Raw genomic sequence first — 25,054 nt, forward strand, 5'->3', positions numbered from 1 at the left:
CGAGACGTCGGTCCGGTTCGTCACGCGCACCGTGCCGGCCGGGCTCGTCTCGGCGACGACGAACCGGAGCCCGCCGAGCCGCTCGACGTGGACCGCCTCGCCCTCGGTGACGGGGCGGTCGCGGAGGTCGCGGGAGAGCGCGCGCTCGACCACCTCGCGGCTCACGTCGACGTCGGCGAGCCGCGCGGGCGCGGCGAGGGCGACGCGGTCGGCGTCCTCGACGGTGACTGGCGCGACGGTGACGGCGTCGCCGACCTTCACGCCGGCGTTCGCGCGGGTGTCGGCGTCGATGAGGACTGAGCCGTCCGTCGCGTCGGGGCCGCCGGGCCACACCTTCGCGACCGCGACGCGGTCGCCGCGGATCTCGACGGTGTCGCCGCTGAGGAGGCCGAGCCGCTTCCGGGCGGGTTCGGGGAGCCTGGCTATCCCCCGGCCCGCGTCCCGCTTCTCGGCGGCACGCACCGTGAGCCGGAGGCCTGCGGTGTCGTTCATGGGTCCCGTACTCGCCGATCGCCCTTTACCCTTGTCCGGGCGGTGGCGACGAGCGCCGTCGCCGACCGGATCGCCCCGCCGTCGACCCGTCCGCCGACCGCAACCCCCTTACCTCGTCCGGGCCCGCCTTCGGGTATGCAACCGACAGGGCACCTGCGCGGCGACGCGGTCCGGGTCGCCGGCGACGCCCGCCAGCGGTTCTACGACTCCCGGGGGTACGGCCGGCCGCTCGACGGGAACGAGATCGCGCTCTCGCGCGTCGAGGCGGCCCACCTCCTCTTCCGCGGCGACCTCTCCGGCGTCGCCCTCGCCCCCGACGCCGACCCGGTCGGATTCGAGCGGTTCTTCGTCGAGAGCGCGGCCGCCGCCGACCGGTTCGCGGTGCGCTACCTCGTCTACTCGGACCTCCGCGACCGCGGCTTCTACCTCTCGCCCGCCCGGGACCCCTGGCCCGGCGGGACCGCGGCCGTGCCCGACGCGGTCGACTTCGTCGCCTACGAGCGCGGCTCGACGCCCGACACGGGGAACGTGGAGTACCCGGTGCAGGTCGTCGGCGAGCGCGAGTCCCTGCCCGCCGCCGGGCTCGCCGGCCGCACCCTCGCGGTCGTCGACGAGGAGTCCGACATCACCTACTTCGCGGCGACCGCGGGCCGGATCGAGGGCGCGACCGACTACGAGCCCCCGGAGCGCCTCGACGGGGTCCTCCTCTCGGACCGCGTCGTCGTCTGGGACGCCCCCGATCCCCTCTACGAGCGCGGCTTCTACGGCCAGCCGCTCACCGGCCGCGCGGCGGCGGTCGAGGGGGCGCTCCAGCTCTCCCTGGTCGAGGCCGCGTCGCTCGCCGCCGACGGCGTCCTGTCGCTGTCGGCGTCGGTGGGGGCGGCGGGAGCGAGCTCCGGCGGCGGCACCGCGGACGGGACGGCGCCGGACGGCCCCGCGGCCGCGGTCGTCGCCCGCGGCCGCGACGTCGAGGGCGAGCGGTTCGACCGCCGGCTCGCCGTGTACAGGCGCCTCCGCGCGGCCGACGCCGTCCCGAAGACCGGCTTCAAGTTCGGCGCCGACTTCCGGACGTACCTCGACGTGGGGACGGTCGAGGACCTGCCGCACTCCGAGCACCTCGTGCGGGTCGTCGACGCCGACCACCGGTTCTCGCCCCGCGAGCTCTCGCTCGACGTGCGGCTCGCGGGCGGCGTCCGCAAGGAGATGGTGTTCGCGCTGACGGCGGCGGGCAACGAGGACCGGGTGGCGGCCGGCGACGCGAGCGAGGCCGCGGCCGCCGCCGAAGTGGAGTGGCTCTCGATCGTCCGTCTGACTCCCTGAGCGCCCCCCGGGAACCGGTGTCGCGTCGATCTCTGGCGTCCGTCCGGGTCCTCCTCGACCGGACCCACGCACCGAGCCGGGACCGCCGACCGGCCCGAAAGCCGACGCCGATCACCGGAGGATTAACACCGGGACGTCACGCTCGTCGACGATGTACTCGCCGATGGGGCCGAAGATCCGGTCGCCGAGGTCGCGCTCCGTTTCGCCCAAGACGATGAGGTCGTACCCCCGAGCCGCCTGACTCAGTTCGAAGGCCACGTCGGTTCCCGTCCGGACGGTCCGGTTGATCCGCATCTCCGGAACGCCGGCGTCGGCGAGCGCCGACGCCGTTTGCTTCAGGATCCGCTGGCCCTCCGATTCGCCATCCGGGTCGTCGGGGTCGGCGATGTGGACGAGATCGACCGACAGCAGTTCGTCCTCCGCGACGATGTCGAGCAGCGTGGCCTTCCGCTCCGCGTTCGGCAGACTGCGGGCCGCTATCAGCACTTTCCCGAGCGTGTTCGCCGCTCCAGGGAGGAGGATCGCGTCGACGGCGTCTCGCTCGACGATCTGTTGTCGCGCCGCCACTCGGTCGTGACCGAACACGAGGTCGTGGTCGGCGCGGACGCCCTCCCGCTCGAACCGCTCGGCTATCTCTTCGAGCTCCGACGTGAATTCGTCCCCGCGTTCGGCCCGCGCATCCTCGGGCGATTCCCCGTCGTCGAGGTGGTAGAAGCCGACCACCTCGGCGTCCGGATATTTGAAGCCCTTGAGGAAGCCCGTCGTCGGGACGTCGGGGTCGGGGAATTCGACGAACACGAGAACGTTCGGGTGCTCCATATTTGGCCATACAGATTCGATCCGGTAATAATTTTGTGTGGAAAAACGAGAAGGTCGTTGTGTTTGTCCTTCAAAAGACTTCTTAACCGTATTAGATGAGCGTTCGGATCGCATGGCTGGATGGGGCCAGGTCGGCCGGGACGGCGCAGGCGACCGGCTCCGTCCGAGCGAACCGAGCGGAACCGTTTTCCGACGCCTGACTCTCTTGCCGCCCATGACCGAGTACTCCGTGTTCCCCTCCGACTCGGACGCCTACGACATCTCCACCGTCGACCTCAGCGACGACCGCTACGAGGTGAAGCAGTCGGCGATCCGGAACAAGTACACCGTTCGCGACGGGGCCGGAAACGTCGTCTTACGCGGGAAACAGAAGATGTTCAAGCTGAAAGAGGAGTTCCCGTTCGTCACCGGCGACGGCGACGACGCCTTCTCGGTGAAGGCGGGCGGCGTCATCGACATCGGCGGCAGCTACGCGATCGTCGACTCCGGCACCGGCGAGGAGGTCGTCGTCCTCGACGAGGACTACTCGCTGTTCGTCGAGAACTGGACGATCCGCGACCCCGAGACGGGGGAGGCGCTGGCGACCATCAAGTCGAAGAGCAAGCCGATGGCGGCGCTCCGGCATCTGATCTCGGTCGCGAACCTCGTCCCGAACAAGTACGAGATATTCGACGCCGACGGCGGCCACGTCGGCGACATCGAAGGGAAGTTCTCGCTGCGGGACGCCTACACGGTCACCATCGACGACGCGAGCGACGTGCCGAAGGAGGCGGTCGTCGCCGCCGCGTGCATCCTCGACGCCTTAGAGAACCAGTAGCCGCCCGGCGACCGGGGTCGCTCGGTCGGTCGTGCGAACCGCGTCGGAACCGTCGTCCGCGCGCCGTCCGGAGAGGAAAGAGCTATACTCGGATGCGCCGAGCGTCCGCCCATGCAACTGCCCGAGTCGTTCGACCGGTCGCTGGCCCTCCGGCAGTCGACCGTGTACGTCGCGGCGTTCTGCGCGGTCTTCGCCGTCGTCTCGTACGTCGCCGGGGGGAGCGTTCCGCTCGGCGTGGCGACCGGGTTCGTGATGGCGGCCGTCACGGTCGGCTACTACGCGTGGAACGGGGAGCTCGGCGTCCCCCCACAGCGAGGCTGAGTCCGCCCCGGCGCCCCTTCCGCGGCGACCGAGACGCGACGCGCCGCCTACTCCCCGCCCAGCTTCGACTCGCCGACCGCGTCGTGACCTTCGATGACCTCGGTGCCGCCCATGTACGGGCGGAGCGCCTCGGGGACGGTGACGGTGCCGTCGTCGTTCTGGTAGTACTCCAGGATGGCGACGACGATCCGCGGGACCGCGAGCCCGGAGCCGTTCAACGTGTGGAGGTGCTCCGCCGACTCGTGGTGCTCCTCGCGGTAGCGGATCCCGGCGCGGCGCGCCTGGAAGTCCTCGAAGTTGGAGACCGAGGAGACCTCCAGCCAGCGGCCGCCCTCGGCGGGGCCCTCGTCCATGTCGTCGGCGGGCGCCCACACCTCGATGTCGTACTTCTTCGCCTGCGTGAACCCGAGGTCGCCGGTGCACATCTCCAAGATGCGGTAGGGGAGTTCGAGGCGGCGCAGCACCTCCTCGGCCTCGTCGACGAGGCCGTCGAAGCGCTCGTCGCTCTCCTCGGGCCGGACGAAGTTCACCATCTCCACCTTGTTGAACTGGTGGACGCGGACGATCCCGCGCGTCTCGGTGCCGTGCTCGCCCGCCTCCTGCCGGAAGTTCGGCGTGTACGCCTGGTACTTCAGCGGGAGGTCCTCACCGAGCAGGATCTCGTCGCGGTGGAGGTTCGTGACGGGCACCTCCGCCGTCGGGAGCAGCCAGAGGTCGTCGTCGTCGTACGCCTCCTCGTTCGACCCCTCGACCCGGTAGGCGTCCTCGGTGAACTTCGGGAGCTGTCCGGTGCCGCGCATCGACGCCGAATTGACGGGAATCGGCGGGAACACGTCCTCGTACCCCTGCTCGCGGTGGACGTCCAGCATGAACTGGATCAGCGCGTGCTCCAGCCGGGCGCCGTCGCCCTTCGCGACGTAGAAGCCGGCGCCGGCGACCTTCGCGCCGCGCTCGAAGTCGAGGATCTCCAGCTCCTCGCCGAGGTCGTAGTGAGGTTCCACGTCGTCGGGGAGCTCCCGGAGGTCGTCGAACCCCTCGCGGCGGCGCTCGACGTTCTCAGACTCGTCGGCGCCGACGGGGACGGAGTCCTGCGGGACCTGCGGGAGTTCGAGCAGTGACGCCTCCAGTTCCGTCTCCAGCTCTTCGGCGCGCTCCTCGACGTCCTGGAGTTCGGCCTTCAGCTCCTGGGAGCGCTCTATCGCCTCTTGGGCCGCCTCCTCCTCGCCGCGCTGTTTGAGCTCGCCGATCGTCGAGGAGACCTCGTTGCGCTCGTGGCGCAGGTCGTCCCCGCGCTGTTTCAGCTCCCGCCACTCCTCGTCGACGTCGAGTATCCGGTCGAGGTCCACGTCGACGCCCTTGTTGGCTAGCGCCTCGCGGACGACCTCTGGGTTTTCCCGGACGAACTGTCGAGACAGCATTTGTCGGGGATTCCGCGGGACGACCCAAAACCGTATCGGAGCGTCGGCATCGGTTGGCACGGATCGCGGGAGCGGTCTCGACGGAGGGTCCCCGAGGGCGGAGCTCGCGGGGGCGAACGGCGGCGGTCGGCGTCTCAGGGGATGAACGCGAAGTTCGCGACCACCATGAGGAGCGCGAGTCCGGCGACGACGACGCCCATGATCCGCATCAGCAAAATCCGCGTCTCGCTCGGCTCGATCCGCGTCGTCCCGTCGGGACCGTGGGCCTGCCAGCTCGTCATCCGGCGGGGAAACGCGGCCATCGCCAGCGCGCCGACGGCGACGAGGAGGGGGACGGCGACGAAGAACAGTCGGAAGGGTGCGGGGAACATGTCGAAATACTGTCCCACGGCTCATCAAAATCTTACGGTTTCGACGGACGCGCCGTCAGTACCCGCCCGGCAGCGCCATGCCGACCGCGAGCGCGACCAGCGGCACCGCGGCGACGACCGCGTACCACAGCCCGGCGGCGACGAGGAGCGCCCACGTGGAGGGGCCGTACCCGGTCGGGTCCCAGTCCACGCCGAGCCGCGGGAGCCCGGCCGCGGCGACCGCCGGGGCGACGAAGCCGACGACGATCCCGCCGAACAGCGCGGTGTCGAGGAACCCCTCGCTCCAGCCGGGACCGGCCTCGCCGACGAGCGCGACGGTGAGGACGACGCCGGCGAGGTACGGGACCGAGAGCGCGAGCGCGACGCCGACGTACGAGGGGACCGGCCGCCCCGCCGGCGGGAGCGTGCGGAACAGCGCCCGGAACCGCGCCGAGAGCAGGAAGGGGGTCCAGCAGACGGCGGCGACGAGTCCGGGGAGGGCGAACAGCGCGATCAGTGAGAGCCAGGCGATCAGCGTGTCGACGACCGCGGGGACGCCGGCGACGCCGAGGGGACCGAGGGCCATGAGCGGACTCTCGGCGGACGTGTCAAACGCTTTGTGGTGGCGCGGATCACCACGGTTTAAGCGTCGGGCCGCGAGCGCGTACCCATGCTCATCTCCGGTGCGGAGCTCGCCGACGGGCGGGTCCGCGACGTCCGTGTTCGAGACGGAACCGTCGACGCGGTCGAGCCGACGAACGCGGGGCTCGACCCGGACCCCGGCGAGCGCGTCGTCGACGCGCGCGGGCGACACCTCCTGCCCGGCGCCGTCGACGCCCACGTCCACTTCCGCGAGCCGGGCGGGAGCCACAAGGAGACGTGGGCCTCCGGCTCGCGGAGCGCGGCCGCGGGCGGCGTGACCACCGTCGTCGACCAGCCGAACACCTCGCCGCCGACCGTCGACGGCGACGCCTTCGACGGGAAGGCCGACCTCGCCGCCGACTCGCTCGTCGACTACGGGATCAACGGCGGCGTCACCGCCGACTGGGACCCGGAGAGCCTCTTCGAACGGCCCCTGTTCGCGCTCGGCGAGGTGTTCCTCGCGGACTCGACCGGCGACATGGGGATCGCCGTCGACCTGTTCGAGGAGGCGCTCGCCGAGGCGGCCGCCCGCGACGTCCCTGTCACGGTCCACGCGGAGGACGAGACGCTGTTCGACGACGGCGCGCTCGCCGGCGACCTCGGCGGCGTCGGCACCGCGGCCGACGCCGACGCGTGGTCCGCCTACCGGACCGCCGAGGCGGAGGTCGCCGCGGTCGAGCGCGCCCTCGGCGCGGCCGCCGAGAGCGACGCGCAGGTCCACATCGCCCACACGTCGACGCCGGAGGGGATCGACGCGGTCGTCGCGGCCCGGGAGTCCGAGACGGGCGACGACGCGGACGCGACGGCGGGCGCCGCTCCGCCCACCTGCGAGGTCACCCCGCACCACCTGTTCCTCTCGCGCGAGAACGCCGGCCGACTCGGCACGTTCGGCCGCATGAACCCGCCGCTCCGCTCCGAGGAGCGTCGGGCCGGGGTGTTCGAGCGCCTCCGCGACGGCGACGTCGACGTCGTCGCCACCGACCACGCGCCCCACACCGTCGCGGAGAAGCGGCAGGGCCTCGCGGAGGCGGCGAGCGGCGTCCCGGGCGTGGAGACGCTGTACCCGCTCCTCTTGGAGTCCGTGCGCAGGGGGGAGCTGACGCTGGAACGCGTCCGCGACGTCGTCGCCGCCAACCCAGCGTCGATCTTCGGGGTCGAGGCCAAGGGGCGAGTCGCCGAGGGCGCCGACGCCGACCTCGTCCTCGTCGACCTGACGAACCCGCGCGAGATCGAGGCGGGAGCGCTTCACAGCGCCTGCGGCTGGACGCCGTTCGAGGGGTTGCAGGGCGTCTTCCCGGAGCTGACGCTCGTCCGCGGCGAGGTCGTCTACGAGCGCGACCCCGTGACGGGCGCGGAGTCGTTCGGCGAGGCGGCCGGGCGGAACGTCCGAGTGTCGTAGTTCGGCCAGTCGCAGTTCGGACAGCCGCAGTCCGGGAGTCGTCGTCCGAGAGACGCGGTCCGAACGGGCGCCGGACCGACCGGGACCGGACGTGTACGGCCGGTGCCGCCCGGCGGAACGCATATGCCGTTGCTATCCTAAGCGGGGCCATATCGATGGTCGTGGGTAGCCTTGGCACGGGAGGCGATAGCGAGACCGGCGTACCGACGGATGATATCGGACGACTCGGTCGGGGCGCCGCGGAAGGGACCCCGACATGACTGACGCCGCGGAGACCGGTCCGGCAGGCGTCGACGCCGACGGAACGGGAGAGCCTGAGCGTCCCCCGATGGCGCTCGACGAGGTCGCCGCGCTCGCGGAGCGCGTCGTCGACAACGTCGAGGCGGTGATCGTCGGGAAGCGGGCGGCGATCGAGCACGTCGTGGTCACGGTCCTCGCCCGCGGGCACCTCCTCGTGGAGGACGTGCCTGGCGTCGGGAAGACGACGCTCGCGAAGGCGGTGTCGCGCTCGATCGACGGCTCGTTCAAGCGCGTCCAGTTCACCCCGGACCTCCTCCCCGCCGACGTCACCGGCGTCAACGTGTTCAACCAGCGCACGGACGAGTTCGAGTTCCAGCCCGGACCCGTGTTCGCCAACGTCGTCCTCGGCGACGAGATCAACCGGGCGCCGCCGAAGACGCAGTCGGCCCTGCTGGAGGCGATGGAGGAGGGACAGGTGACGACCGACGGGGAGACGCGGGCCCTCCCGGACCCGTTCTGCGTGATCGCCACCCAGAACGACGTCGAGCCCGGGCAGACGTACGAGCTCCCGGTGGCGGAGGTCGACCGGTTCACGAAGAAGATCCGGCTCGGCTACCCGAGCACCGAGGAGGAGGCCGAGATCATCGGCCGGATGGCGGGCGACCACCCCGTCGACGCCGTGGAGCCGGTCGCGTCGATCGAGGAGGTCCGGCGCGCCCGGGTCGCCGTCGCCGACGTCGACGCGACAGAACCCGTCCGCGAGTACGTCGCGCGGCTGGCGACGTACACGCGGCAGAACGCCCGGCTCGGGGTCAGTCCGCGGGGGAGCCTCGCGCTGCTCCGGACCGCGCAGGCGCGGGCCGCGCTCGACGGCCGCGGGTACGTGATTCCCGACGACGTCCAGACCGAGGCGCCGACCGTGTTCGCGCACCGCGTCCGCTCCGACTCCGGGACCGACGGGGAACAGGTGGTCGAAGACGCGCTGAACCGGACGAGCGTGGAGTGATCTCTCGTGCCGTCGCCGACCCTCACCCGACGGGGCCGCGTCGTCGTCGCGGTCTGCGTCGTCGGCGTCGGCATGGCGCTGGCCGCGAGCGGGCGGTCGATCGAGGCGGTCGTCCTGCCGAGCGCCGTCGCGCTCGCGGCCGGGTACGTCCAGCTCGCCCGGATCGAGGAGCCGGCGGCCAGGCGGAGCCTCCCGCCGGAAGGGTTCGTCGGCGAGACCGGCGAGGTGCGGCTCTCGTTCCACTCCCGGGGGGCGGGCGAGCTGTCGCCGACGTACGTCGCCGACGTCGCCGACGCGCTCGACGACGGGCTGGAGGGGCCGACGGAGCCGGTCCGCACCTCCGTCGGCGACGCGCCGGCGACGTACCGCGTCCGCTACCTGCGCCGAGGCGAGCGGGAGTTCGGCCCCGTCACGGTGACCGCGAGCGACGTCTTCGGGCTCTTCGAGCGGCAGGCGGTGATCGAGTCGTTCGACGCGACCCTCGCGTACCCGGCGTGCCGCGAGATCCCGACGTGGTTCCGCCGGGCACTGTACGCCGACGACGCCGTCGGAGCGAGCCGGCGGCGAGAGGAGTTCGACCGCCTGCGCGAGTACGCGCGGGGCGACCCCCTCCGCGACGTCCACTGGCCCGCGACCGCGAAGCACGGCGAGATCGTGGTGAAGGCGTTCGCCGCGGAGACCGAGCGCGGCCGCGTGGCGATCGCCGGCGAGGCCGGAGGCGAAGGCGCGGGGACGGCGAGGGAAACCGAACGCGGGAGCGACCGAAATCCCGCCGACGACCTCGCGAGCGCGGCCGCCAGCCTCGCGCTCGCGCTGCTTGACGACGGCGTGCCGGTGGACCTGACGCTCCCCAACGGCGAGGTCTCGGCGGACCCGGGCGCGCGGGGGCGACGGGCGGTGCTCGAACTGGCCGCGCGGACGCGTCCCGGCACGGTCGGCGACGACGAGGCTGACGTGCGCGTCGTCGCCGACGAGCGCGGCGCCCGGTACCGCGTCGGCGACCGGGCGGTCGCGTTCGACGAAGTGGCCGGGGCGACGGTCCGCGGGGCGGGCGACGGCGAGACGAGCGTCGACGAGGCGGCGACCGGTCCCCCGGACGACGGCTCCGGCGCTGCGGTCGCCGACGACGGCGGGGCCGGAGAGACCGCGCCCGGCGGGGCGCCGTCCGCGGACCGGAGCGAGGTGATCGGCCGATGAGGGGCCGCCCGCTCGGCGGCGGGAGCGGGTCGGACGACGGGGAGAGCCCCGGCGACGGCGACCTCCGCGGGCGGCTGCGGGCGGTCGTCGACCCGCCTGTCCTCGGCGTCGCGGTCGTCACCGCCGCGTACCTCTCGGTGTTCCTCGCCGCGACCGACGTCGTCGGCGGGTCGACGCGGGCCGCGGTCGCGGTCGCGGTCGCCGGCGCCGCGGGCTTCCTCCTCGCGCGGTACGTCGGCGAGCGCGCGGCGCTCCGCCTGACGGTCGTCCTGTTCGCCGCGACGCTGGCGGGGTACTACTTCGCGATCCCCGAGAGTCAACGCGCGCTGTTCTCGGTCCGGCGCGTCGCGATCGACGTGGTCTCGCTGTTGACCGGGCTCTCCATCCTCCGCCTCGCGCTCGCCGACGTCTGGGTCCTCGCGGTCGCGCCGGTGCCGACGTTCCTCGTCGGCTACCTCGTCGGCCGCGGGCGACACGTCGCGGCCGCCGGCGCCGCGGGCGGCACGCTGGCCTTCCTCGTGCTCACCGGCGACGCGGGCGGGACGACCACGCTCGTCGGCGTCGTCGGCGTCGCGCTCGCCGCCGGCCTCTCGACGCTGTCGATGCCGGGCGGGATCCGGGACCACGGCGACACCCTCGCCGCGGTCTTGGCGGCGATGGTCCTCGTGAGCGCGACGCTCACCCTGCTGCCGGCCGGCGCGGCCCAGCCCTGGGGGATCGACCGCGGCACCCCGACGCTGGAGTCGTCGATCGAGGCGGACGACGAGGTCGAGGTCGTCGGCCCGACGCGGCTCTCGCCCGAGGTGCGCTACACGATCGAGAGTCCGGTGGCGGCGAACTGGCACGCCGGCGCCTACGACACCTACACCGGGGACGGCTGGGTGCGGTCCGGCGAGCAGTCGCCGCTCGACGGACCGCTCGACGGGCCCCCGGGCAACGCGACTCAAGTGAACGTCACGATCACCGCCGAGACGGAGTCGCCGTCGCTGCCGGCGCCGTGGCAGGCGGTCGACGTGCGGGGGCCCGCCGCCCAGACCGCACGGGTGGACGAGCACGGGACGCTCCGGCTCGCCGAGCCGCTGGGAGCGGGCGAGTCGGTCACGGTCGAGAGCCGGGTGCCCGACGCCGACCCCGCCGCGCTCCGGAGCGCGGGCACCGACTACGACCCCGCGATCGAGGAGCGGTACACCCAGCTCCCCGAGAGCACCCCCGACCGCGTCGGAGAGCGCACCGAGGAGATCATCGCGGCGTCGAACGCGGAGACTCCGTACGACCGGGCCGTCGCGGTCGAGCGCTACCTGCGCGAGGAGTACGAGTACTCGCTGACCGTCCGGAAGCCCGACGGCGACGTGGCCGACGCGTTCCTCTTCGAGATGGACGCCGGCTACTGCGTCTACTTCGCGACGACGATGACCGCGATGCTGCGATCGCAGGGGATCCCGGCGCAGTTCGTCACCGGCTACTCGGAGGGCGAGCGGATCGGCGAGGACCGGTACGTCGTCCGCGGCCAGGACGCCCACGCGTGGGTCAAGGCGTACTTCCCGGGCCACGGCTGGGTCACCTTCGACCCGACGCCCGCGGCCGAGCGCGAGGAGACCCGGACCGCGCGCCTCGCCGACGCGCGCGCCGCGGGCGACGAGGACGTGGACGTCCCGGCCTCCGAACCCGCTCGGGGCGCGCCGTCGATCGTCCCCGAGGCCGGCGTCAATGACCCGTCGTCGACGACGGCCGACGTGCCGAACGACAGCAACGGGACGGCGGCGACCGGCGGCGACGCGGCCGACGCCGCCGCGCCCGGCGACACCGCCGTCGGAGCGAGACAGGAGGGGCTCACCCGCGGCGCCGTCGGCGGCGAGGCGCGGCCGAGCGGGGACGGCTCCCCGATCCCGTCGCGCGAGACCGTCGCCTACTGGCTGGTCGCGGCCGTCATCGGCGTCACCGGCGCCCGCCGTTTCGGCGTCGGCAGGCGCGCGCGCCGCGCCGCGCGCCTCCGCCTTCCGTGGGTCAGTTCCGATCCGGCCACGGACGCCCGGCGCGCGTTCGCCGACCTCGAGTACCTGCTCGGCCGTCGCTACCGCGAGCGGCGCGCCGGGGAGACCCCGCGGGCCTACCTCGACGCGCTCCGGCTCCGCGGCCTCGACGAGCGGGCGCTCGCCGTCGGGGAGACGTACGAGCGGGCGACGTACGCCGGGACGGTGACGCGCGCGGAGGCGGACGAGGCGCGCCGGACCGTTCGGCGGCTCGCGTTGGAGGCGACGCCGGTTCTCGGGCGGCTGTTCGACTGAGGCGGCCGAGCGGCGCCGACCCCCATTCGCGTGCTCGATCCGGTCGCTGGCCCGAAAGAACGGGCGACGGACATCCGACGCGGCCGCACTCCCGACACTATTTAATACGGTCACCCTGTAAGTTCGGCTGTAATGTCGGAAGTCTGCTCGACGTGCGGACTGCCCCAGGAACTCTGCGTCTGCGAGGACGTCGCGAAGGAGTCCCAGCAGATCAGCATCCGCATCGACGAGCGCAGGTACGGTAAGGAGGTAACGGTCATCGAAGGATTCGACCCGAAAGACGTCGACCTGAGTTCCCTCTCGTCGGATCTCAAGTCGAAGTTCGCCTGCGGCGGCACCGTCGAGGACGGCGCCATCGAGCTGCAGGGGAACCACTCGGGCCGCGTGGAGGACTTCCTCCGCGACAAGGGCTTCAACGTCGCGTGACCGTCACCTGACCGTCCGCCGTCGAGCGATACACGGATTCGGTTCTTCGAACGACCCCGTCCGGCGAGCCGCGGCGCCGTGAGCCGAGGCGCTCTCCGACCGGCCTTTTAAACGAGGAGCGCCACCCGGCCGACGACGAACGCGGCCGCCGCGAGGAAGGTGCCGTACTTGAACCGCCGTTGCGCGCTCGTCGGGTCGGCGAACCCCTCGTAGCAGGCGTACAGCATGACCGCGTCGGCGACGGCGACGAGCAGGAGGTAGACGCCGCCGAAGGTGCCCGTGAAGTACGGGACCGGGCTCGCCGCGACGGCGACGAGGAGCGCGCCGGTGCCGATCCAGAGGGCGCGGTCCTCGCCGACCGCGATCGGGAGCGTGCGGAGCCCCTCCTCGCGGTCGCCGGCCACGTCCTCGACGTCTTTGATCACCTCGCGGGTGAACGTCGAGAGCCCGGCCAGGAGCGCGAGGACGGCGACGGCCGCCGGCTCCCCGACCGCGGCGCCGCCGAACAGGAACGTCGAGCCGACGAGGTAGGAGACGAGGGCGTTGCCGAGCCCCGGTGTCCCCTTAAATACCGTCGTGTAGGTGACGAGCGCGACGAGGTTGACCGCGGCGATGGCGATCGCCAGCGGCGGCAGGAGGGCCGCGAACGCGACGGCGACGAGGAACCAGACGGCGGCGACGCCGAGCGCCCCCCGCGCCGAGACGGCGCCGCGCGGGATCGGGCGGTCGGGCCGATTGACGGCGTCGATGTCGCGGTCGAAGTAGTCGTTGATCGCGTTGCCCGCGGCGACCGCGAACGCGGTGACGACCGCGGCGACGGCCGTGGGGACGACGGCGCCCGCGGCGCCGGCGACGAACGCGCCCGTCCCCGTGAGGACCGCGGCGGCGACGCAGTTCGCCGGCCGCGCCAGCTCCGCGACCCCGCGCGCTGTGTCGTTCACGTCGTCTCGCATCACCGCGGCGCGGCACATAAACGACCCGGGATTCGAGTCAGGGGTCGCGGCGGCCGGAGGCCGTAGCGGGCTCGGGCCACCGCGGGTGCCCGCGGCGCGGCCGCGATTCTCTCGGCTCGGAATCGGCCACGAACGTTTATGAAGTGTGCAATGATACGGACGTGTATGGCTAAAGGCCTGGACGTCGGCACGATGAACATCCTCTCCGGACGACAGGAAGGCGCGGAGACGGTGTTCGTACAGCAGCGGAACTCGTTCGTCGAGATCGAGTACAGCGACATGGCAGAGCAGATGCTCTCTCGCAGCGACGTCCTCCACATCCGCAAGGACGACAAGGTGTACGTCGTCGGCGACGACGCGCTCAACTTCGCGAACATCTTCAACAAGGAGACGCGTCGCCCGATGCAACACGGAATCTTATCCAGCGACGAGGCCTCCGCGATCCCGATGATCAAGCTCATCACCGAGCAGGTGGTCGGCGAGCCCTCGAAGCCGAACGAGCGCCTCTTCTACTCCAGCCCGGCCGACCCGATCGACTCCGGGCTCACGACGCTGTACCACGAGAAGACGCTGGAGTCGATGCTCGGCGACATGGGGTACGACCCCGAGCCGATCAACGAGGGGATGGCGGTCATCTACTCCGAGCTCGCGGACAACAACTTCACCGGGCTCGGGATCAGCTTCGGCGCGGGGATGACCAACGTCTGTCTCGCCTACTACGCGGTGCCCGTCATGAAGTTCTCCATCGCCCGCGGTGGCGACTGGATCGACGAGCAGACGTCGCAGGCCACGGGGACGCCCGTCGACAAGGTGACGAGCATCAAGGAGGACGACTTCGAGCTCGACTTCCGCACCGACGTCGGCGGCGTCGAGGGCGCGCTCGCCATCTACTACGAGAACCTGCTCGACTACGTCATCGAGAACATCAGCCGCGAGGTCGACGAGGAGGACGTCGAGGAGGGGCTCGACGTCCCCGTCGTCGTCACCGGCGGCACCTCCAGCCCGAACGGGTTCAAGGACCTGTTCGCCGACCACCTCGAGGACGCGAGCATCCCGTTCTCGATCAGCGGCGTGCGCTCGGCCGAGGAGCCGATGTACAGCGTCGCCAGCGGCGCGCTGGTCGCGGCCCGCTCCGAGGAGGGCGAGGCGGCCGACGAGAGCGCAGGGGAGCCCGCGGCGGAGGAAGCCGCGCCCGAGTCGGAGGACTGACCGGACGGTCCCCGGCTCCGAGAACTGACCGGACCGTCCCGGCTCCGAGCTACCCTCGCCGTCCGCCCCCGCCGCGCGGTCCCGCTTTTTTGATCCGTGAGGACGCGCCGAACGCCTAAGCCGACGGCCGACCGATCGACCGCATGGTCGAAGTCGCGGGTGACGACGGCGACCGACGGCTCCGCGTCGACCTCGAGGTCGACCCGTCCGACGAGTGGGACTGCCCGATCGTCTCGCAGTCGGAGCGCGCGTCCGACGTCACCGTCAACGCGGTCGGCGACGAGTGTACGGTCGAAGTGCAACCGCCGGGCGAGGAGGGGATCCGCCGCGCGCGCGGCCAGATCAGCGAGGACTGCCTCTGTCGCGTCTTCCAGGAGTTCGGCTACGTCCCCCGCGTGCGACGGGTCGACGAGGGGACGGTGTCGGTCACGACGTACGTCGACGACCGCGACGCCGTCCGCGAAGTGGTCGCGACGCTCAGGGAGACGCTCGACCGCGTGCGGCTGCTCCGGCTCGCCGTGGTCGCGGGTCCCGAACCGACCGAGCAGGCGACCGTCGACCTCTCCGCGCTCACCCCGAAGCAGCGCGAGGGGATGGAGCTCGCCGTCGTCCGCGGCTACTTCGACGACGCCGCCGACGTCTCCCTCGGCGAGCTCGCCGGCGAGCTGGAGATCAGCAAGTCGGCGCTCTCGCAGCGGCTCCGGTCCGCGCAGGCGAAGCTCGTCACGGACGCCTTCGAGGGAGTCGACGACTGACCGCCGATCACCGAGGGGTTCCCGAGTCCCGTCGGGTCAGTCCGCCGCCGATTCGCCGCGGATCCGCCGTAACGCCTCCGCGCCGTCGCGCTCCGCCTCCGTGAGGTAACACTTCGGATCGGGCGCGAACGGGTCGCCGTGCGCCGAGAGGGCGCGGAGCCGCGAGCCGCCCCGACAGACCTCCTTGTACGCGCAGTCCGCGCACCGCCCGGTGAGCCGTTCCTCGCGGTCGCGGAGCCCGGCGAGGAGCGGGTTCGACTCGTCCGACCAGATCGCGCCGAACGAGCGGTCCCGGACGTTGCCGGGGGAGTACCCCTGCCAGAACTGCGTGAGGTGGACGTTGCCGACGGGGTCGACGTCGGCGACGCGCTCGCCGGTCGGGTCGCCGCCGTTGCGCCGCAGGTGCTCGTGGATGAGCCGGGCGCGGTCCGTGCCGATCTCCCGGTCGGCGTACTCGACGAGGTGACCGGCGTCGGCGTAGTTGCCGACGAGCAGCGTCTCGATCTCCTCGCCCGCGGCGTGGTACTCGCGGGTGAGGTCACAGAGGTCCGTGACCGCCTTCCGGGTCGCCTCCGGGCTCAGGTCCACGTCCGCGATCTCGGCGCCCCGCCCGCCGTAGTCGAGGTGGTAGAAGCAGAAGCGGTCGACGCCGACGTCGACGAGGAGGTCGACGACGCCCGCGAGGTCGTCGACGTTGTGCTCGGTGATCGTGTAGCGAAGCCCGGTCTTGAGCCCGACGTCGAGACAGGCCTCGATCCCGCGGACGGCGGCGTCGAACGCCCCCTCCTCTCCCCGGATCCGGTCGTTGCGCTCGGGGAGCCCGTCGACGGAGACGCCGGCGTACTTGAGTCCCGCCGCCTTCAGCTCTCGGGCGTTCTCACGGGTCAGGAGGGTCCCGTTCGTCGAGAGGACCGGACGGATCCCGGCGTCGTCGGCGTACGAGACGAGCTCCGGGAGGTCCTCGCGGACGAGCGGTTCGCCGCCGGAGAAGAGGAGCACCGGGACGCCGAACTCGGCGAGGTCGTCGATGAGCGCCTTCCCCTCCGCCGTCGACAGCTCGTTCGGCGCCCCCTCCCGATCGGCCGCGGCGTAGCAGTGTTCGCAGTAGAGGTTACACCGCTTCGTCGTGTTCCAGACGACGACCGGGCGGCGCTGCTTGTCATCGGTTATCTGCGGCTTCTTCGAGTCCCCCGCGGCGTCGTACCGGAGCCCGTCGCTCTCGGCGTCGAGCCCGCAGAGGAGCTTGCTGACGGAGATCATCGGTCTCCCTCCGGGGCCGTCTCGTCCTCGCGTGCGGGGTCCGAGTCGTTCTCGACCGGTGCGCTGCCGCAGGCGACGGTGGGCGTCCCCTCGGTCTCCTCGTACACGCGCGGTTCGTCGCTCGCGTCGTCACGTGAGGCCGACTCGTCGCCGGACCGCTCGTCCGCCGCCAGCGACTCGGCGGAGTAGCGGTGCGTCTCCTCGGCGGGGCAGACCCACACGTCGCGGGCGTACCAGGCGAAGAGCTTGCTCGCCTCCTCGTGAGCGACATCCGGCGTCGGCGCCGCGACGGTGCCGACGTGACGGAGCGGATCCGCCTCTTCCTCCCGGACGAACACCTCGAAGCGCCGGCCGTCCGCCGAGCGTGGGCCCCCCGCTCCGGCGGTTCGGTCCGTCTTCTCGACCATACTCGGCGTACGAACGACCCCCCGAACTCGGTTTCGCGCGTTCTCACGGGGGCGAAACCCGCCCGAACACGTTCGGACACCAGAAGAATAAACCGCATGAAGATATAGCAAACCGCGATTTGCGGTCGACTCCGCGAGCGCGGCGCGCACAGATTCACCCGCGATCGCTGGATTCGGCCGCGAAGCTCGAAATCGAGCGCAGACGCGTCGCGGAGGCGGAGCGCTGGGGCCGAGGCCACCTGTTATGTCCGACAGTCACCTACGGGCCCCCATGCGCGAACTCGTCTTCGCCCTCGAGTACGAGCCGGGGCGCAACAGGGTGGCCGACGCGCTCGCCGCCCACCCCGGGGCGCGGGTGCGGTCGCTGTCGCTGCACGCCACCGACGACCACCTCTGGCGGGTCGACCACGCCACGGGCGCGCCGGACGCGCTCGCGGCCGTCGAGGCCGCCTTCACCGACGGCGACTACTACGCCGACTGCCTCGCGACGGAGGACTGCGGCGCGACCCAGACCACCCGGGTCCTCGACCGGACCGACGACACGCTCGTGCTGTACACCGACTGGGAGCCCACGCCCGTCTGCGCGTCCGTCCCGCACATCGCCCGCGACCACCTCGGCGACGGCGTGCTGTTCGAGACCCGCCACGAGGGGCGCCACTACACCTGGCGGCTCATCCACTCCGGCGAGGGCGACGTGGGGGCCTTCTTCGACGCCCTCCGGACCGCCGTCGGCGACGCCGCCCGCACGGAGCTACTCAGGACGGCGCACACCTCGGCGGGCGACGAGACGCGGGGCGACGCGGACGGCGTCGGGCTCTCCCCGGAGCAGGAGGCCGCGCTCAGGGCCGCGGTCGAGCACGGCTACTACGAGTCGCCGCGGGCGGTCGACGCCGGGGAGCTCGCGGCCCACCTCGACGTGCCGCGCTCGACGCTCACCTACCGGCTCCGCCGGGCCGAAGAGCGGCTGGCGAAGGCGCACGTCGCCCGATCGGTCACGGGCGACGCCGCGCCCGCGTCGTTCGACTGACCGAGCCGCCGTCGACGATCGGCGTCAGTTGGAAATTTCCAACCAAGGCTTATCGATACGAGGGCCCTCTCTCGACGTAATGAGTGACGAGCCGGACGGACGCGGAGACGCACGCGGGGACGAGGCCGCCGATACCGGCGCGGACGGCGGACGACGCGAGCTGACCGCCGGCCTCGCGGTCCCCGAGATGGACTGCCCGTCGTGCGCCGGGAAGGTCGACAGCGCACTGGGGCGCGTCGACGGCGTGACCGACGTCGCGCTCAACCCCACCGCCGGGACCGCGACGGTCACGTACGACCCCGACCGCGCCGACGAGGGCGACGTCGTCGCGGCGATCGAAGGAGCCGGTTACGAGGTCACCGGCGGCCGATCGGGCGGCGAGGGGAGCGCCGACGGCGACCGCGGTGGGACCGCCGACGGGGCGTCCGGCGACGTCGCCGTCGCGCCCCCGTCGGCGGTCTGGACGACGCCGCGCGCGAAGAAGACGTGGCTGGGCGCGGTCCTCGTGGTCGCCGGGCTCCTGTTCGAGTTCGTCCTGACGGGGCGGAACCCCGCGGTGGCGAGCGTGCTCGGCGTCCCGCTCGCGCTCGCGGACGTCCTGTTCGTCGGCGCCGTCGCGGCCAGCGGGATCCCCGTCGTCCGCGGCGGCTACTACTCCGCGCTGAACCGGAGCCTCGACATCGACCTGCTGATGGGGACGGCCATCGTCGCCGCGACCGGGATCGGTTACTTCGTCGAGGCCGCCACGCTCGCGGTCCTCTTCAGCGTCGCCGAGCTGCTGGAGGACTACGCGATGGACCGCGCCCGCGACTCCCTGCGCGAGCTAATGGAGCTGTCCCCGGACGAGGCCACCGTCAGGCGAGAGGGCGGCGAGACGACCGTCCCGACCGACGACGTCGCGGTCGGCGAGACCGTGATCGTCCGCCCGGGCGAGAAGGTCCCGCTCGACGGGACGGTGATCGAGGGGGAGAGCGCGGTCGACGAGTCCCCGATCACCGGCGAGAGCGTCCCCGTCGACAAGGCCCCGGGCGACGAGGCGTTCGCGGGCGCGATCAACGAGGAGGGGTACCTGGAGATCGAGGTGACCTCGACCGCGGGCGACTCCACCCTCTCGCGGATCATCGAACTGGTGCAGGGCGCGCAGGCGGAGAAGACGGAGACGGAGCGGTTCGTCGACCGCTTCGCGGGCTACTACACGCCGGTCGTAGTCGTCTTAGCGATTCTGACGGCCGCGGTGCCGCCACTGGTGATCGGCGAGCCGGTGACCGTCGACCTCGCCGGCTACCCGTTCGTCTTCGCCGCGGACTGGGGGACGTGGTTCGTCCGCGGGCTCACGCTGCTCGTGATCGCCTGCCCCTGCGCGTTCGTCATCTCGACGCCGGTCTCGGTCGTCTCCGGGATCACCAGCGCGGCGAAGAACGGCGTCCTGATCAAGGGCGGCAACCACCTGGAGGCGATGGGCCAAGTCGACGCCGTCGCGCTCGACAAGACCGGGACGCTCACCCGGGGCGAACTCGCCGTCACCGATCTCGTCCCGCTCGGCGGCGCCGACGAGGAGACGCTGCTCCGTCGGGCCGCCGCGCTGGAGCGCCGGAGCGAACACCCGATCGCCGCCGCGATCCTCGGCCGCGCCGAGCGCGCGGGCGTGGGAGCCCTCGCGGAGCCGGCCGGGTTCGAGAGCCTGACCGGGAAGGGCGTCCGCGCGGATATCGACGGCGAGACGTACTACGCCGGGAAGCCGGCGCTGTTCGAGGGGCTCGGCTTCGACCTCTCGCGGGCCCGTGCAAAGACCGACGGCGGGGTCGCGGACGGCGGGGTCGTGACCGAGGGCGACGACGGCGGGCCCGGAGGAGCCGGCGACGGCGCGTTCGCCGAGGGGTCGCTCGCCGCGTTAGAGAGCGAGGGGAAGACCGTCGTGCTCGTCGGGACGGCGACGGAGCTGACCGGGGCGATCGCCGTCGCGGACGAGGTTCGCCCCGACTCGAAGCGGGCCGTCGAGCGCCTCCGCGAGCTCGGCGTGGAGCGCGTCGTGATGCTGACCGGCGACAACGAGGGGACGGCGCGGGCGATAGCCGAGTCGGTCGGCGTCGACGAGTACCGCGCCGAGCTCCTGCCGGAGGAGAAGGTCGCGGCGGTGGAGTCGCTGCGGGCCGAGTACGGCGAGGTCGCGATGGTGGGCGACGGGATCAACGACGCCCCCGCGCTGGCGACGGCCGACGTCGGCGTCGCGATGGGCGCCGCGGGGACGGACACGGCCCTGGAGACCGCCGACATCGCGCTGATGGGCGACGACGTGGCGAAGCTCCCGTACCTCTACGCGCTCTCGCACACGGCCAACGGGGTCATCCGCCAGAACGTCTGGGCGAGCCTCGGGGTGAAGGCGCTGCTCGCGCTCGGCGTGCCGCTGGGGCTGGTGAGCGTCGCCGTCGCGGTCGTCGTCGGCGACATGGGAATGAGCCTCGGCGTCACCGGCAACGCGATGCGGCTCTCCGGGATCGAGCCCGAGTCGTACGAGTAGTCGGGGGCGCGAGGCCGACGCTCGCGGCGCGACAAACAAACATGAACTATTATTAAGGATGCCCGTCTCGGGAGAATCGTGCCACCCGTAGTACACGACTGACGCAGGCTCGGAATCGGCGGCGACGCGCCCCGAGGGTCCGAGTACGCGCGAGACGAGCATCGAAGCGGAGACGCCGGACCGCGACGACGAACTGCCGACCGCGGAGGAAGCGATCGCGCAGTGCGCGGCGGCGTTCGACGCGACGGACGACGGGCGACTACCCAACGGGATCGACCGATGGAACGCGTACGCGGGGTCCTGTCACGGCGGCGACTGACCGCCCGCCGACCGCGTTTTTCCAGATGCCGACGACGACCGAGCGGCGACGCCGCGAACCCGTTCGAGCGGGGCCTCAGGTCGCGGGAACGAGGCGGCCCATTCAAACCCGCGGCGCTCGTCATCAGCGGGCATGTGCCCGAGCGAACGCGGAGGCGATCCGCCGTGGAAGTGAGCGACCGGGACCCCGACGCGTCGGCGCCCGTAGCGGCGTCGGTCGAGGTCGAGCTGTCCGGGCTCGCGGACGGGGTCGTCGCGTGCGACGAGTTCGACGACGGGGCGCTCGAATCGGTCGCCGAGGAGTTCCTGTGCGCCAGCGGCGAGCGGTGGGGCGGCGCGTGGCGCGGGGTCGCCGTCGGGTCGCTGCTGGACCGTCCGGACGTGACGGTCGCCCCAGACGCGACCCACGTCCGCGTCGCCGCCGACGGCTACGCCGTCTGCGTCCCGCTGAAAACGGCGCTCGACGCGGTGCTGGCCGTCGAGCGCGGCGGCGACCCGCTGCCGGCCGCCCGCGCGCCGCGGTTCGTCGCCCCCGTCGACGCCGGCCGGACGGTGAAGAGAGTGCGGGAGCTCCGGTTCCTGCGGCTGGCCCCGGGAGAAGACCCCCAGGAGTACGAGGATCTCGGGTATTGACCGCGGCGACTCCGACCCGGTTAGCCCCGCCGCCGACCCGTCGGCTTTAGTCCGCGAGGCGACTACCGTCGAGCGGCCGATGACGACGCACCGCTCCGAGCTGCCTCGGCACCAGCGATGACGAGCCCTATGAGTGCCGAGGCCACCGATTTACGTCGACAATACATTCAGACTCATACACGACCCCACAACTGAGTGCTATTGCCTCGTGTTTCGGCCCTAGCGAGATCCACGGTTATCGATCCGAGACTGCTGTCCCATATTCGAGTTCCAGTCCACTACAGCTCACCCATGTCGGTGATGTCGACGACCGTCTCGTTTGCGAGATCGATTTCCGCGCGGTATCTGGCGTCTTCCCTGCCGGCGCGCCCGATCCGGACGACTGCCCGGTCCTCGACGTAAGACGGTTCTCTGTCGACTGTCACGGTGTCGTCCGATTTCTCGACTGTGAGGTTCCTGATCTTTACCGTCTCCCCGGCGGAGAGGGTGCTGTTTGTCTCTTCGACGTCGAATGTGAACGTCGCGGTCTGTGCCTCCCCGGAGTCCAGCTTTCTTATAGGTTCGACCGTGAGTTCCTCGTTTTCGACAGTTTCGAGGTACGACGCGACGGTCCGGTTGGCCCGGACAATCTCGACAGCGCGTCCCCGTTCGTGCCGAGTAAACCGGTCGTTCTCTCGCGTCGTGATCAAAATATCGCCTCCGTCTTCGGTGAGTTCGATATCACTCGTCTCCGAGACATTCGTCACCACCGCGGTGTCACTCCTGTCGCTGGAGGCGGTCACGTTGGTACCAGCGATGCTGACTTCTCCCACCTGGTCCCTGTCGGCGATGGGGTCCCCGACCCCGAGCGCGGCGAGTGTGCCCGCGAGACCGACGCCGACGCTCGCGAGCACGAGGAGGACGACGAGGCCAGTCCGGGCGTCCTCATTCATACGTGACCGTTGGGTGAAAGAGCTCATGAGTACTGGGATGAAACGCGTTCGAAACGCGTTTCGCAGGCGTTTCAACCCGGTTTCGGGCCGAATTTTGCCAGTCGATATCGACGGAGATTAGGGAAGGGATTCGAAGTATCAACCTATGGATTTGCAGGCCCTCCACGGTAAGCAGCTCCTCGCTGCGGTCGTCTTCGTCGCCGCCACAGTCGTTCTCGCGGTACAGCTGATAACCCCCACACCAGTCGTCGTCTCTGTCGGTGAAGGCGGTACGGAGGTCGCGGAACTGGGCGGGTACTTCCAGTACCGTGATGTAGCGGTCATCACCGTCTCTGCGGTCCTGCTCGGTTCGAGCGGGACGTACCTCGTTACAACGGATTGGTCGGGTAGAGATGCCAAATCACCGGCTATCGACCGGAGACCGCCGGATTCCGCCGGCGGCGCGGTGCGGACGGATGGGAACGACGGGCTCGCACCGAGCGGGGACCTCCTCGACGCGCGCCGCGAGGAGTGGGAGGAAACCGCCGAGCGCCTGGCGAAAAACGAGCGTGAGATCTACGAGACGATCCTCGACGAGGACGGCGTGATGGCCCAAAGCGACATCGTCGACGCGACGGATCTCTCGAAGGCGACGGTCAGCCGCACGCTCGACAGCCTGGAGACGAAAAACCTCGTCGAGCGCAGACGCCGCGGGATGGGTAACATGGTTTTGCTCCTGTAGCCGAAACCCGTTTCGAAACCGTTTCAAACGCCTTCTCAACGGGTCTCTAAGGGGTTTTTCTTACAAGGTCCAGGTGGAGCGATCCACCGAACGGATCACTCCGATACACAATGCGAACGAAGCTAATCGCGCTCGCCCTCGCGGCGATGCTCACCGTTGGAGCCGGTGGCGTCGTCGCAGCCGGAGCGAGCTCTGGTGACGCATCCGGAGAACAGCTTCCAGATGACTACACTGTCGAGATAACCGATCCGTTTGACGAACTGTCCTCGGACGAGGTCGACGAGGCCATCGAGACAGCCTGGTCCGACGAGCAGGTCCAGAGCAGCCTCGATGCCGGTGACGGCGTCCACTTCGACGTCGTCGCGGGCACGGAGAAGGTGCAGGTCGCCGTCGCACCCGGCTCCGACGCCGAGGATCAGGTCGTCGCCAAGATCGATTCCGATGGAACCGTGACGGACGTCTTCGAGCCGTCGCTGACGGCCGAAGATTCCGAGACGCTCGATACCGCTGAACCGGTCGACGCCTCCGGGGACGGCACTATCCGTGTCGAGGACGAGGACCACGAGTACGACGAGAAACTATCCGCAGACCAGGCGATGCAGGTCGAAGTGAAGAACATGAGTCTCCTCGAGGATGGCGAGAGTGTCAGCGTCGAGGTTGCCGATGAGTAGTCGGTGAGGACAGCCGTCCAGCCCGTGGCGGAAATCGCGATCCGCGGCCTGGTCCCCACGCCGTAGGAACCGACGCCCGACGCGGAAACGTCACTGCTGGACACTCCGCGACACGCTCCGTACAGGGTGTCCCTCCGACTCGGCACCACGACCCACGAACAGTATTTCCCCGCAGTCTGTCACCCCGCGGACATTCTTTCAGACCCCTGGGAGCACCGTCATCAACCAAGTTCCGCGTACCGACGCTCGATATCGATCACCGGCCGCGGGTAGTCGACGCCGAGTTCGACGCCGTAGCTGGCCTGCTCGTCGTCGCTCAGCCGCCACGGGCGGTGAGCGTACTCGGCCGGCAGACCGTCGAGTTCGGGGAGCCAGGTCCTGATGTACGCGGCCGCGTCGTCGTGGTACTCGCCCTGCGAGAGCACCTCGAAGCGGTTGTCCCGCGAGTCGTTGCCGACGCCGGTCTGGTAGACCCAGTTCCCCCAGTTCGAGACGATGTCGTAGCCGACGAGTTTCGGTCCGCAGAGTCCGCACAGGCATGAGGCCGTAGTACTGTGACGAGAGTATCTGGTTTCCTGTCGCAGATTGGCTCCATCGTCGTGGCTGGACAGTGTATACCGCTCGCGGCGAAGACCGATTCGGTGACCCGGATACAGAACATCTCGCCTCCCGCGATAAGAATGATAGAAGTATTCAGCACTGCTAGTTGACATCCTCCTTCGCGTAAACGCGGAGGAATCCCGAGCGGTGGGAGTTTCAGGTTCGCAGTCTAATTACCGGACTCCCAGTCCTTTCGGGCACGGGTAGTCCCACAGTGTCGGACTGGTGGACTGCTGGCCATGCCAACTGGCCGTTACCCCTATCCTCGGCCGTGTACGGCGTCCCAGTGTTGTTTTTATCACGGGGACGCTGGCAGGC

General features: G+C 70.9%; 23 protein-coding genes and 2 pseudogenes. 15 read left to right on the plus strand and 10 right to left on the minus strand.

What is annotated here, in order from left to right; all coding sequences use genetic code 11:
* Positions 1 to 492: pseudogene (locus tag DJ73_RS17490) on the minus strand (AAA family ATPase); the annotation flags it as partial.
* Between the two features lie 135 nt (positions 493 to 627).
* Here DJ73_RS17490 and endA point away from each other — a divergent pair.
* The gene (gene endA, locus DJ73_RS17495; RefSeq protein ID WP_094558615.1) at positions 628 to 1,812 is read left to right on the plus strand and encodes a tRNA-intron lyase; all 1,185 of its coding nucleotides are present in this window, start codon (positions 628 to 630) and stop codon (positions 1,810 to 1,812) included.
* Positions 1,813 to 1,923: 111 nt separating this feature from the next.
* Here the strand turns inward: endA and DJ73_RS17500 are convergent, their stop codons facing one another.
* On the minus strand, positions 1,924 to 2,631 hold the full coding sequence (locus tag DJ73_RS17500; RefSeq protein ID WP_176451162.1) for a universal stress protein: 708 nt from the start codon (positions 2,629 to 2,631) through the stop codon (positions 1,924 to 1,926).
* Between the two features lie 214 nt (positions 2,632 to 2,845).
* On the opposite strand from DJ73_RS17500, the gene DJ73_RS17505 reads away from it, so the two are divergent.
* Complete coding sequence (locus tag DJ73_RS17505; RefSeq protein WP_094558617.1) at positions 2,846 to 3,448, plus strand: LURP-one-related/scramblase family protein; 603 nt, start codon at positions 2,846 to 2,848, stop codon at positions 3,446 to 3,448.
* Between the two features lie 111 nt (positions 3,449 to 3,559).
* Positions 3,560 to 3,769: a hypothetical protein gene (locus DJ73_RS17510; RefSeq protein ID WP_094527163.1), complete on the plus strand. Its 210-nt coding sequence runs from the start codon at positions 3,560 to 3,562 to the stop codon at positions 3,767 to 3,769.
* A gap of 47 nt (positions 3,770 to 3,816) precedes the next feature.
* On the opposite strand, the gene serS is transcribed toward DJ73_RS17510, so the two are convergent.
* From serS to DJ73_RS17525, 3 genes are all read right to left on the minus strand, one after another.
* Positions 3,817 to 5,187 (minus strand): serine--tRNA ligase, encoded by a 1,371-nt coding sequence (gene serS, locus DJ73_RS17515; RefSeq protein WP_094523608.1) that lies wholly within the window; start codon positions 5,185 to 5,187, stop codon positions 3,817 to 3,819.
* Positions 5,188 to 5,321: 134 nt separating this feature from the next.
* Entirely contained in the window at positions 5,322 to 5,558 is a 237-nt protein-coding gene (locus tag DJ73_RS17520) for a hypothetical protein (RefSeq protein WP_094527164.1), read from the minus strand.
* Between the two features lie 55 nt (positions 5,559 to 5,613).
* The gene (locus DJ73_RS17525) at positions 5,614 to 6,123 is read right to left on the minus strand and encodes a hypothetical protein (protein WP_094523604.1); all 510 of its coding nucleotides are present in this window, start codon (positions 6,121 to 6,123) and stop codon (positions 5,614 to 5,616) included.
* A gap of 84 nt (positions 6,124 to 6,207) precedes the next feature.
* Between DJ73_RS17525 and DJ73_RS17530 the strand changes: the two genes are divergently transcribed.
* The 5 genes from DJ73_RS17530 to yciH all read left to right on the plus strand — a co-directional run bounded on the left by DJ73_RS17530 (position 6,208) and on the right by yciH (position 12,732).
* Positions 6,208 to 7,578: a dihydroorotase gene (locus DJ73_RS17530; RefSeq protein WP_094558618.1), complete on the plus strand. Its 1,371-nt coding sequence runs from the start codon at positions 6,208 to 6,210 to the stop codon at positions 7,576 to 7,578.
* Between the two features lie 256 nt (positions 7,579 to 7,834).
* Positions 7,835 to 8,824, plus strand: coding sequence for a MoxR family ATPase (locus DJ73_RS17535; RefSeq protein ID WP_094523598.1), 990 nt, complete (start codon positions 7,835 to 7,837; stop codon positions 8,822 to 8,824).
* Between the two features lie 6 nt (positions 8,825 to 8,830).
* On the plus strand, positions 8,831 to 10,021 hold the full coding sequence (locus DJ73_RS17540) for a DUF58 domain-containing protein (RefSeq protein ID WP_249269154.1): 1,191 nt from the start codon (positions 8,831 to 8,833) through the stop codon (positions 10,019 to 10,021).
* Complete coding sequence (locus DJ73_RS17545; RefSeq protein ID WP_094558619.1) at positions 10,018 to 12,306, plus strand: DUF3488 and DUF4129 domain-containing transglutaminase family protein; 2,289 nt, start codon at positions 10,018 to 10,020, stop codon at positions 12,304 to 12,306. The genes DJ73_RS17540 and DJ73_RS17545 overlap by 4 nt, the downstream gene beginning before the upstream one ends.
* A 132-nt stretch (positions 12,307 to 12,438) precedes the next feature.
* Positions 12,439 to 12,732, plus strand: a complete 294-nt coding sequence (gene yciH / locus DJ73_RS17550) for a stress response translation initiation inhibitor YciH (RefSeq protein ID WP_004596695.1) — start codon at positions 12,439 to 12,441, stop codon at positions 12,730 to 12,732.
* 107 nt (positions 12,733 to 12,839) lie between these two features.
* Here the strand turns inward: yciH and DJ73_RS17555 are convergent, their stop codons facing one another.
* Complete coding sequence (locus DJ73_RS17555) at positions 12,840 to 13,673, minus strand: geranylgeranylglycerol-phosphate geranylgeranyltransferase (RefSeq protein ID WP_094558623.1); 834 nt, start codon at positions 13,671 to 13,673, stop codon at positions 12,840 to 12,842.
* 177 nt (positions 13,674 to 13,850) lie between these two features.
* Between DJ73_RS17555 and DJ73_RS17560 the strand changes: the two genes are divergently transcribed.
* The gene (locus DJ73_RS17560; RefSeq protein ID WP_176451163.1) at positions 13,851 to 14,894 is read left to right on the plus strand and encodes a cell division protein FtsA; all 1,044 of its coding nucleotides are present in this window, start codon (positions 13,851 to 13,853) and stop codon (positions 14,892 to 14,894) included.
* Between the two features lie 143 nt (positions 14,895 to 15,037).
* The gene (locus tag DJ73_RS17565) at positions 15,038 to 15,649 is read left to right on the plus strand and encodes a helix-turn-helix domain-containing protein (protein WP_094523592.1); all 612 of its coding nucleotides are present in this window, start codon (positions 15,038 to 15,040) and stop codon (positions 15,647 to 15,649) included.
* Between the two features lie 36 nt (positions 15,650 to 15,685).
* On the opposite strand, the gene DJ73_RS17570 is transcribed toward DJ73_RS17565, so the two are convergent.
* On the minus strand, positions 15,686 to 16,909 hold the full coding sequence (locus tag DJ73_RS17570) for a TIGR04347 family pseudo-SAM/SPASM protein (RefSeq protein ID WP_094523590.1): 1,224 nt from the start codon (positions 16,907 to 16,909) through the stop codon (positions 15,686 to 15,688).
* Entirely contained in the window at positions 16,906 to 17,316 is a 411-nt protein-coding gene (locus DJ73_RS17575; RefSeq protein WP_094523588.1) for an Htur_1727 family rSAM-partnered candidate RiPP, read from the minus strand. Before DJ73_RS17575 ends, DJ73_RS17570 begins: the two co-directional genes overlap by 4 nt.
* Before the next feature lie 271 nt (positions 17,317 to 17,587).
* Between DJ73_RS17575 and DJ73_RS17580 the strand changes: the two genes are divergently transcribed.
* From DJ73_RS17580 to DJ73_RS17590, 3 genes are all read left to right on the plus strand, one after another.
* Positions 17,588 to 18,343, plus strand: a complete 756-nt coding sequence (locus DJ73_RS17580; RefSeq protein WP_094558620.1) for a helix-turn-helix domain-containing protein — start codon at positions 17,588 to 17,590, stop codon at positions 18,341 to 18,343.
* Between the two features lie 79 nt (positions 18,344 to 18,422).
* Positions 18,423 to 20,861, plus strand: a complete 2,439-nt coding sequence (locus DJ73_RS17585; protein ID WP_094558621.1) for a cation-translocating P-type ATPase — start codon at positions 18,423 to 18,425, stop codon at positions 20,859 to 20,861.
* A gap of 483 nt (positions 20,862 to 21,344) precedes the next feature.
* Positions 21,345 to 21,812: a molybdopterin-dependent oxidoreductase gene (locus DJ73_RS17590; RefSeq protein ID WP_241881416.1), complete on the plus strand. Its 468-nt coding sequence runs from the start codon at positions 21,345 to 21,347 to the stop codon at positions 21,810 to 21,812.
* Between the two features lie 278 nt (positions 21,813 to 22,090).
* Here the strand turns inward: DJ73_RS17590 and DJ73_RS17595 are convergent, their stop codons facing one another.
* A complete protein-coding gene (locus DJ73_RS17595) occupies positions 22,091 to 22,744 on the minus strand; it encodes a hypothetical protein (protein ID WP_094523582.1) in 654 nt (217 codons plus the stop codon).
* A 145-nt stretch (positions 22,745 to 22,889) separates the two neighbouring features.
* Between DJ73_RS17595 and DJ73_RS17600 the strand changes: the two genes are divergently transcribed.
* On the plus strand, positions 22,890 to 23,465 hold the full coding sequence (locus DJ73_RS17600) for a MarR family transcriptional regulator (RefSeq protein WP_094523580.1): 576 nt from the start codon (positions 22,890 to 22,892) through the stop codon (positions 23,463 to 23,465).
* Between the two features lie 110 nt (positions 23,466 to 23,575).
* Positions 23,576 to 24,136, plus strand: coding sequence for a hypothetical protein (locus tag DJ73_RS17605; protein ID WP_094558622.1), 561 nt, complete (start codon positions 23,576 to 23,578; stop codon positions 24,134 to 24,136).
* 221 nt (positions 24,137 to 24,357) lie between these two features.
* Here the strand turns inward: DJ73_RS17605 and DJ73_RS21395 are convergent.
* Positions 24,358 to 24,651 (minus strand): annotated as a pseudogene (locus tag DJ73_RS21395) (FAD-binding domain-containing protein); the annotation flags it as partial.
* Positions 24,652 to 25,054: the final 403 nt, after the last annotated feature.

This window comes from Halorubrum sp. Ea1 (assembly GCF_002252965.1).
Lineage (GTDB): Archaea > Halobacteriota > Halobacteria > Halobacteriales > Haloferacaceae > Halorubrum.

What these genes read in the sequence shown, in the direction of transcription:
- DJ73_RS17605 (WP_094558622.1), top strand. Translation starts at nt 23,576, where the DNA reads ATGCGAACGAAGCTAATCGCGCTCGCCCTCGCGGCGATGCTCACCGTT.
- DJ73_RS17545 (WP_094558619.1), top strand. Translation starts at nt 10,018, where the DNA reads ATGAGGGGCCGCCCGCTCGGCGGCGGGAGCGGGTCGGACGACGGGGAG.
- DJ73_RS17520 (WP_094527164.1), bottom strand. Translation starts at nt 5,558, where the DNA reads ATGTTCCCCGCACCCTTCCGACTGTTCTTCGTCGCCGTCCCCCTCCTC.
- DJ73_RS17570 (WP_094523590.1), bottom strand. Translation starts at nt 16,909, where the DNA reads ATGATCTCCGTCAGCAAGCTCCTCTGCGGGCTCGACGCCGAGAGCGAC.
- DJ73_RS17505 (WP_094558617.1), top strand. Translation starts at nt 2,846, where the DNA reads ATGACCGAGTACTCCGTGTTCCCCTCCGACTCGGACGCCTACGACATC.
- DJ73_RS17585 (WP_094558621.1), top strand. Translation starts at nt 18,423, where the DNA reads ATGAGTGACGAGCCGGACGGACGCGGAGACGCACGCGGGGACGAGGCC.
- DJ73_RS17580 (WP_094558620.1), top strand. Translation starts at nt 17,588, where the DNA reads ATGCGCGAACTCGTCTTCGCCCTCGAGTACGAGCCGGGGCGCAACAGG.
- DJ73_RS17595 (WP_094523582.1), bottom strand. Translation starts at nt 22,744, where the DNA reads ATGAATGAGGACGCCCGGACTGGCCTCGTCGTCCTCCTCGTGCTCGCG.
- DJ73_RS17600 (WP_094523580.1), top strand. Translation starts at nt 22,890, where the DNA reads ATGGATTTGCAGGCCCTCCACGGTAAGCAGCTCCTCGCTGCGGTCGTC.
- serS (WP_094523608.1), bottom strand. Translation starts at nt 5,187, where the DNA reads ATGCTGTCTCGACAGTTCGTCCGGGAAAACCCAGAGGTCGTCCGCGAG.
- DJ73_RS17500 (WP_176451162.1), bottom strand. Translation starts at nt 2,631, where the DNA reads ATGGAGCACCCGAACGTTCTCGTGTTCGTCGAATTCCCCGACCCCGAC.
- DJ73_RS17510 (WP_094527163.1), top strand. Translation starts at nt 3,560, where the DNA reads ATGCAACTGCCCGAGTCGTTCGACCGGTCGCTGGCCCTCCGGCAGTCG.
- DJ73_RS17525 (WP_094523604.1), bottom strand. Translation starts at nt 6,123, where the DNA reads ATGGCCCTCGGTCCCCTCGGCGTCGCCGGCGTCCCCGCGGTCGTCGAC.
- DJ73_RS17530 (WP_094558618.1), top strand. Translation starts at nt 6,208, where the DNA reads ATGCTCATCTCCGGTGCGGAGCTCGCCGACGGGCGGGTCCGCGACGTC.
- endA (WP_094558615.1), top strand. Translation starts at nt 628, where the DNA reads ATGCAACCGACAGGGCACCTGCGCGGCGACGCGGTCCGGGTCGCCGGC.
- DJ73_RS17565 (WP_094523592.1), top strand. Translation starts at nt 15,038, where the DNA reads ATGGTCGAAGTCGCGGGTGACGACGGCGACCGACGGCTCCGCGTCGAC.
- yciH (WP_004596695.1), top strand. Translation starts at nt 12,439, where the DNA reads ATGTCGGAAGTCTGCTCGACGTGCGGACTGCCCCAGGAACTCTGCGTC.
- DJ73_RS17560 (WP_176451163.1), top strand. Translation starts at nt 13,851, where the DNA reads ATGGCTAAAGGCCTGGACGTCGGCACGATGAACATCCTCTCCGGACGA.
- DJ73_RS17575 (WP_094523588.1), bottom strand. Translation starts at nt 17,316, where the DNA reads ATGGTCGAGAAGACGGACCGAACCGCCGGAGCGGGGGGCCCACGCTCG.
- DJ73_RS17535 (WP_094523598.1), top strand. Translation starts at nt 7,835, where the DNA reads ATGACTGACGCCGCGGAGACCGGTCCGGCAGGCGTCGACGCCGACGGA.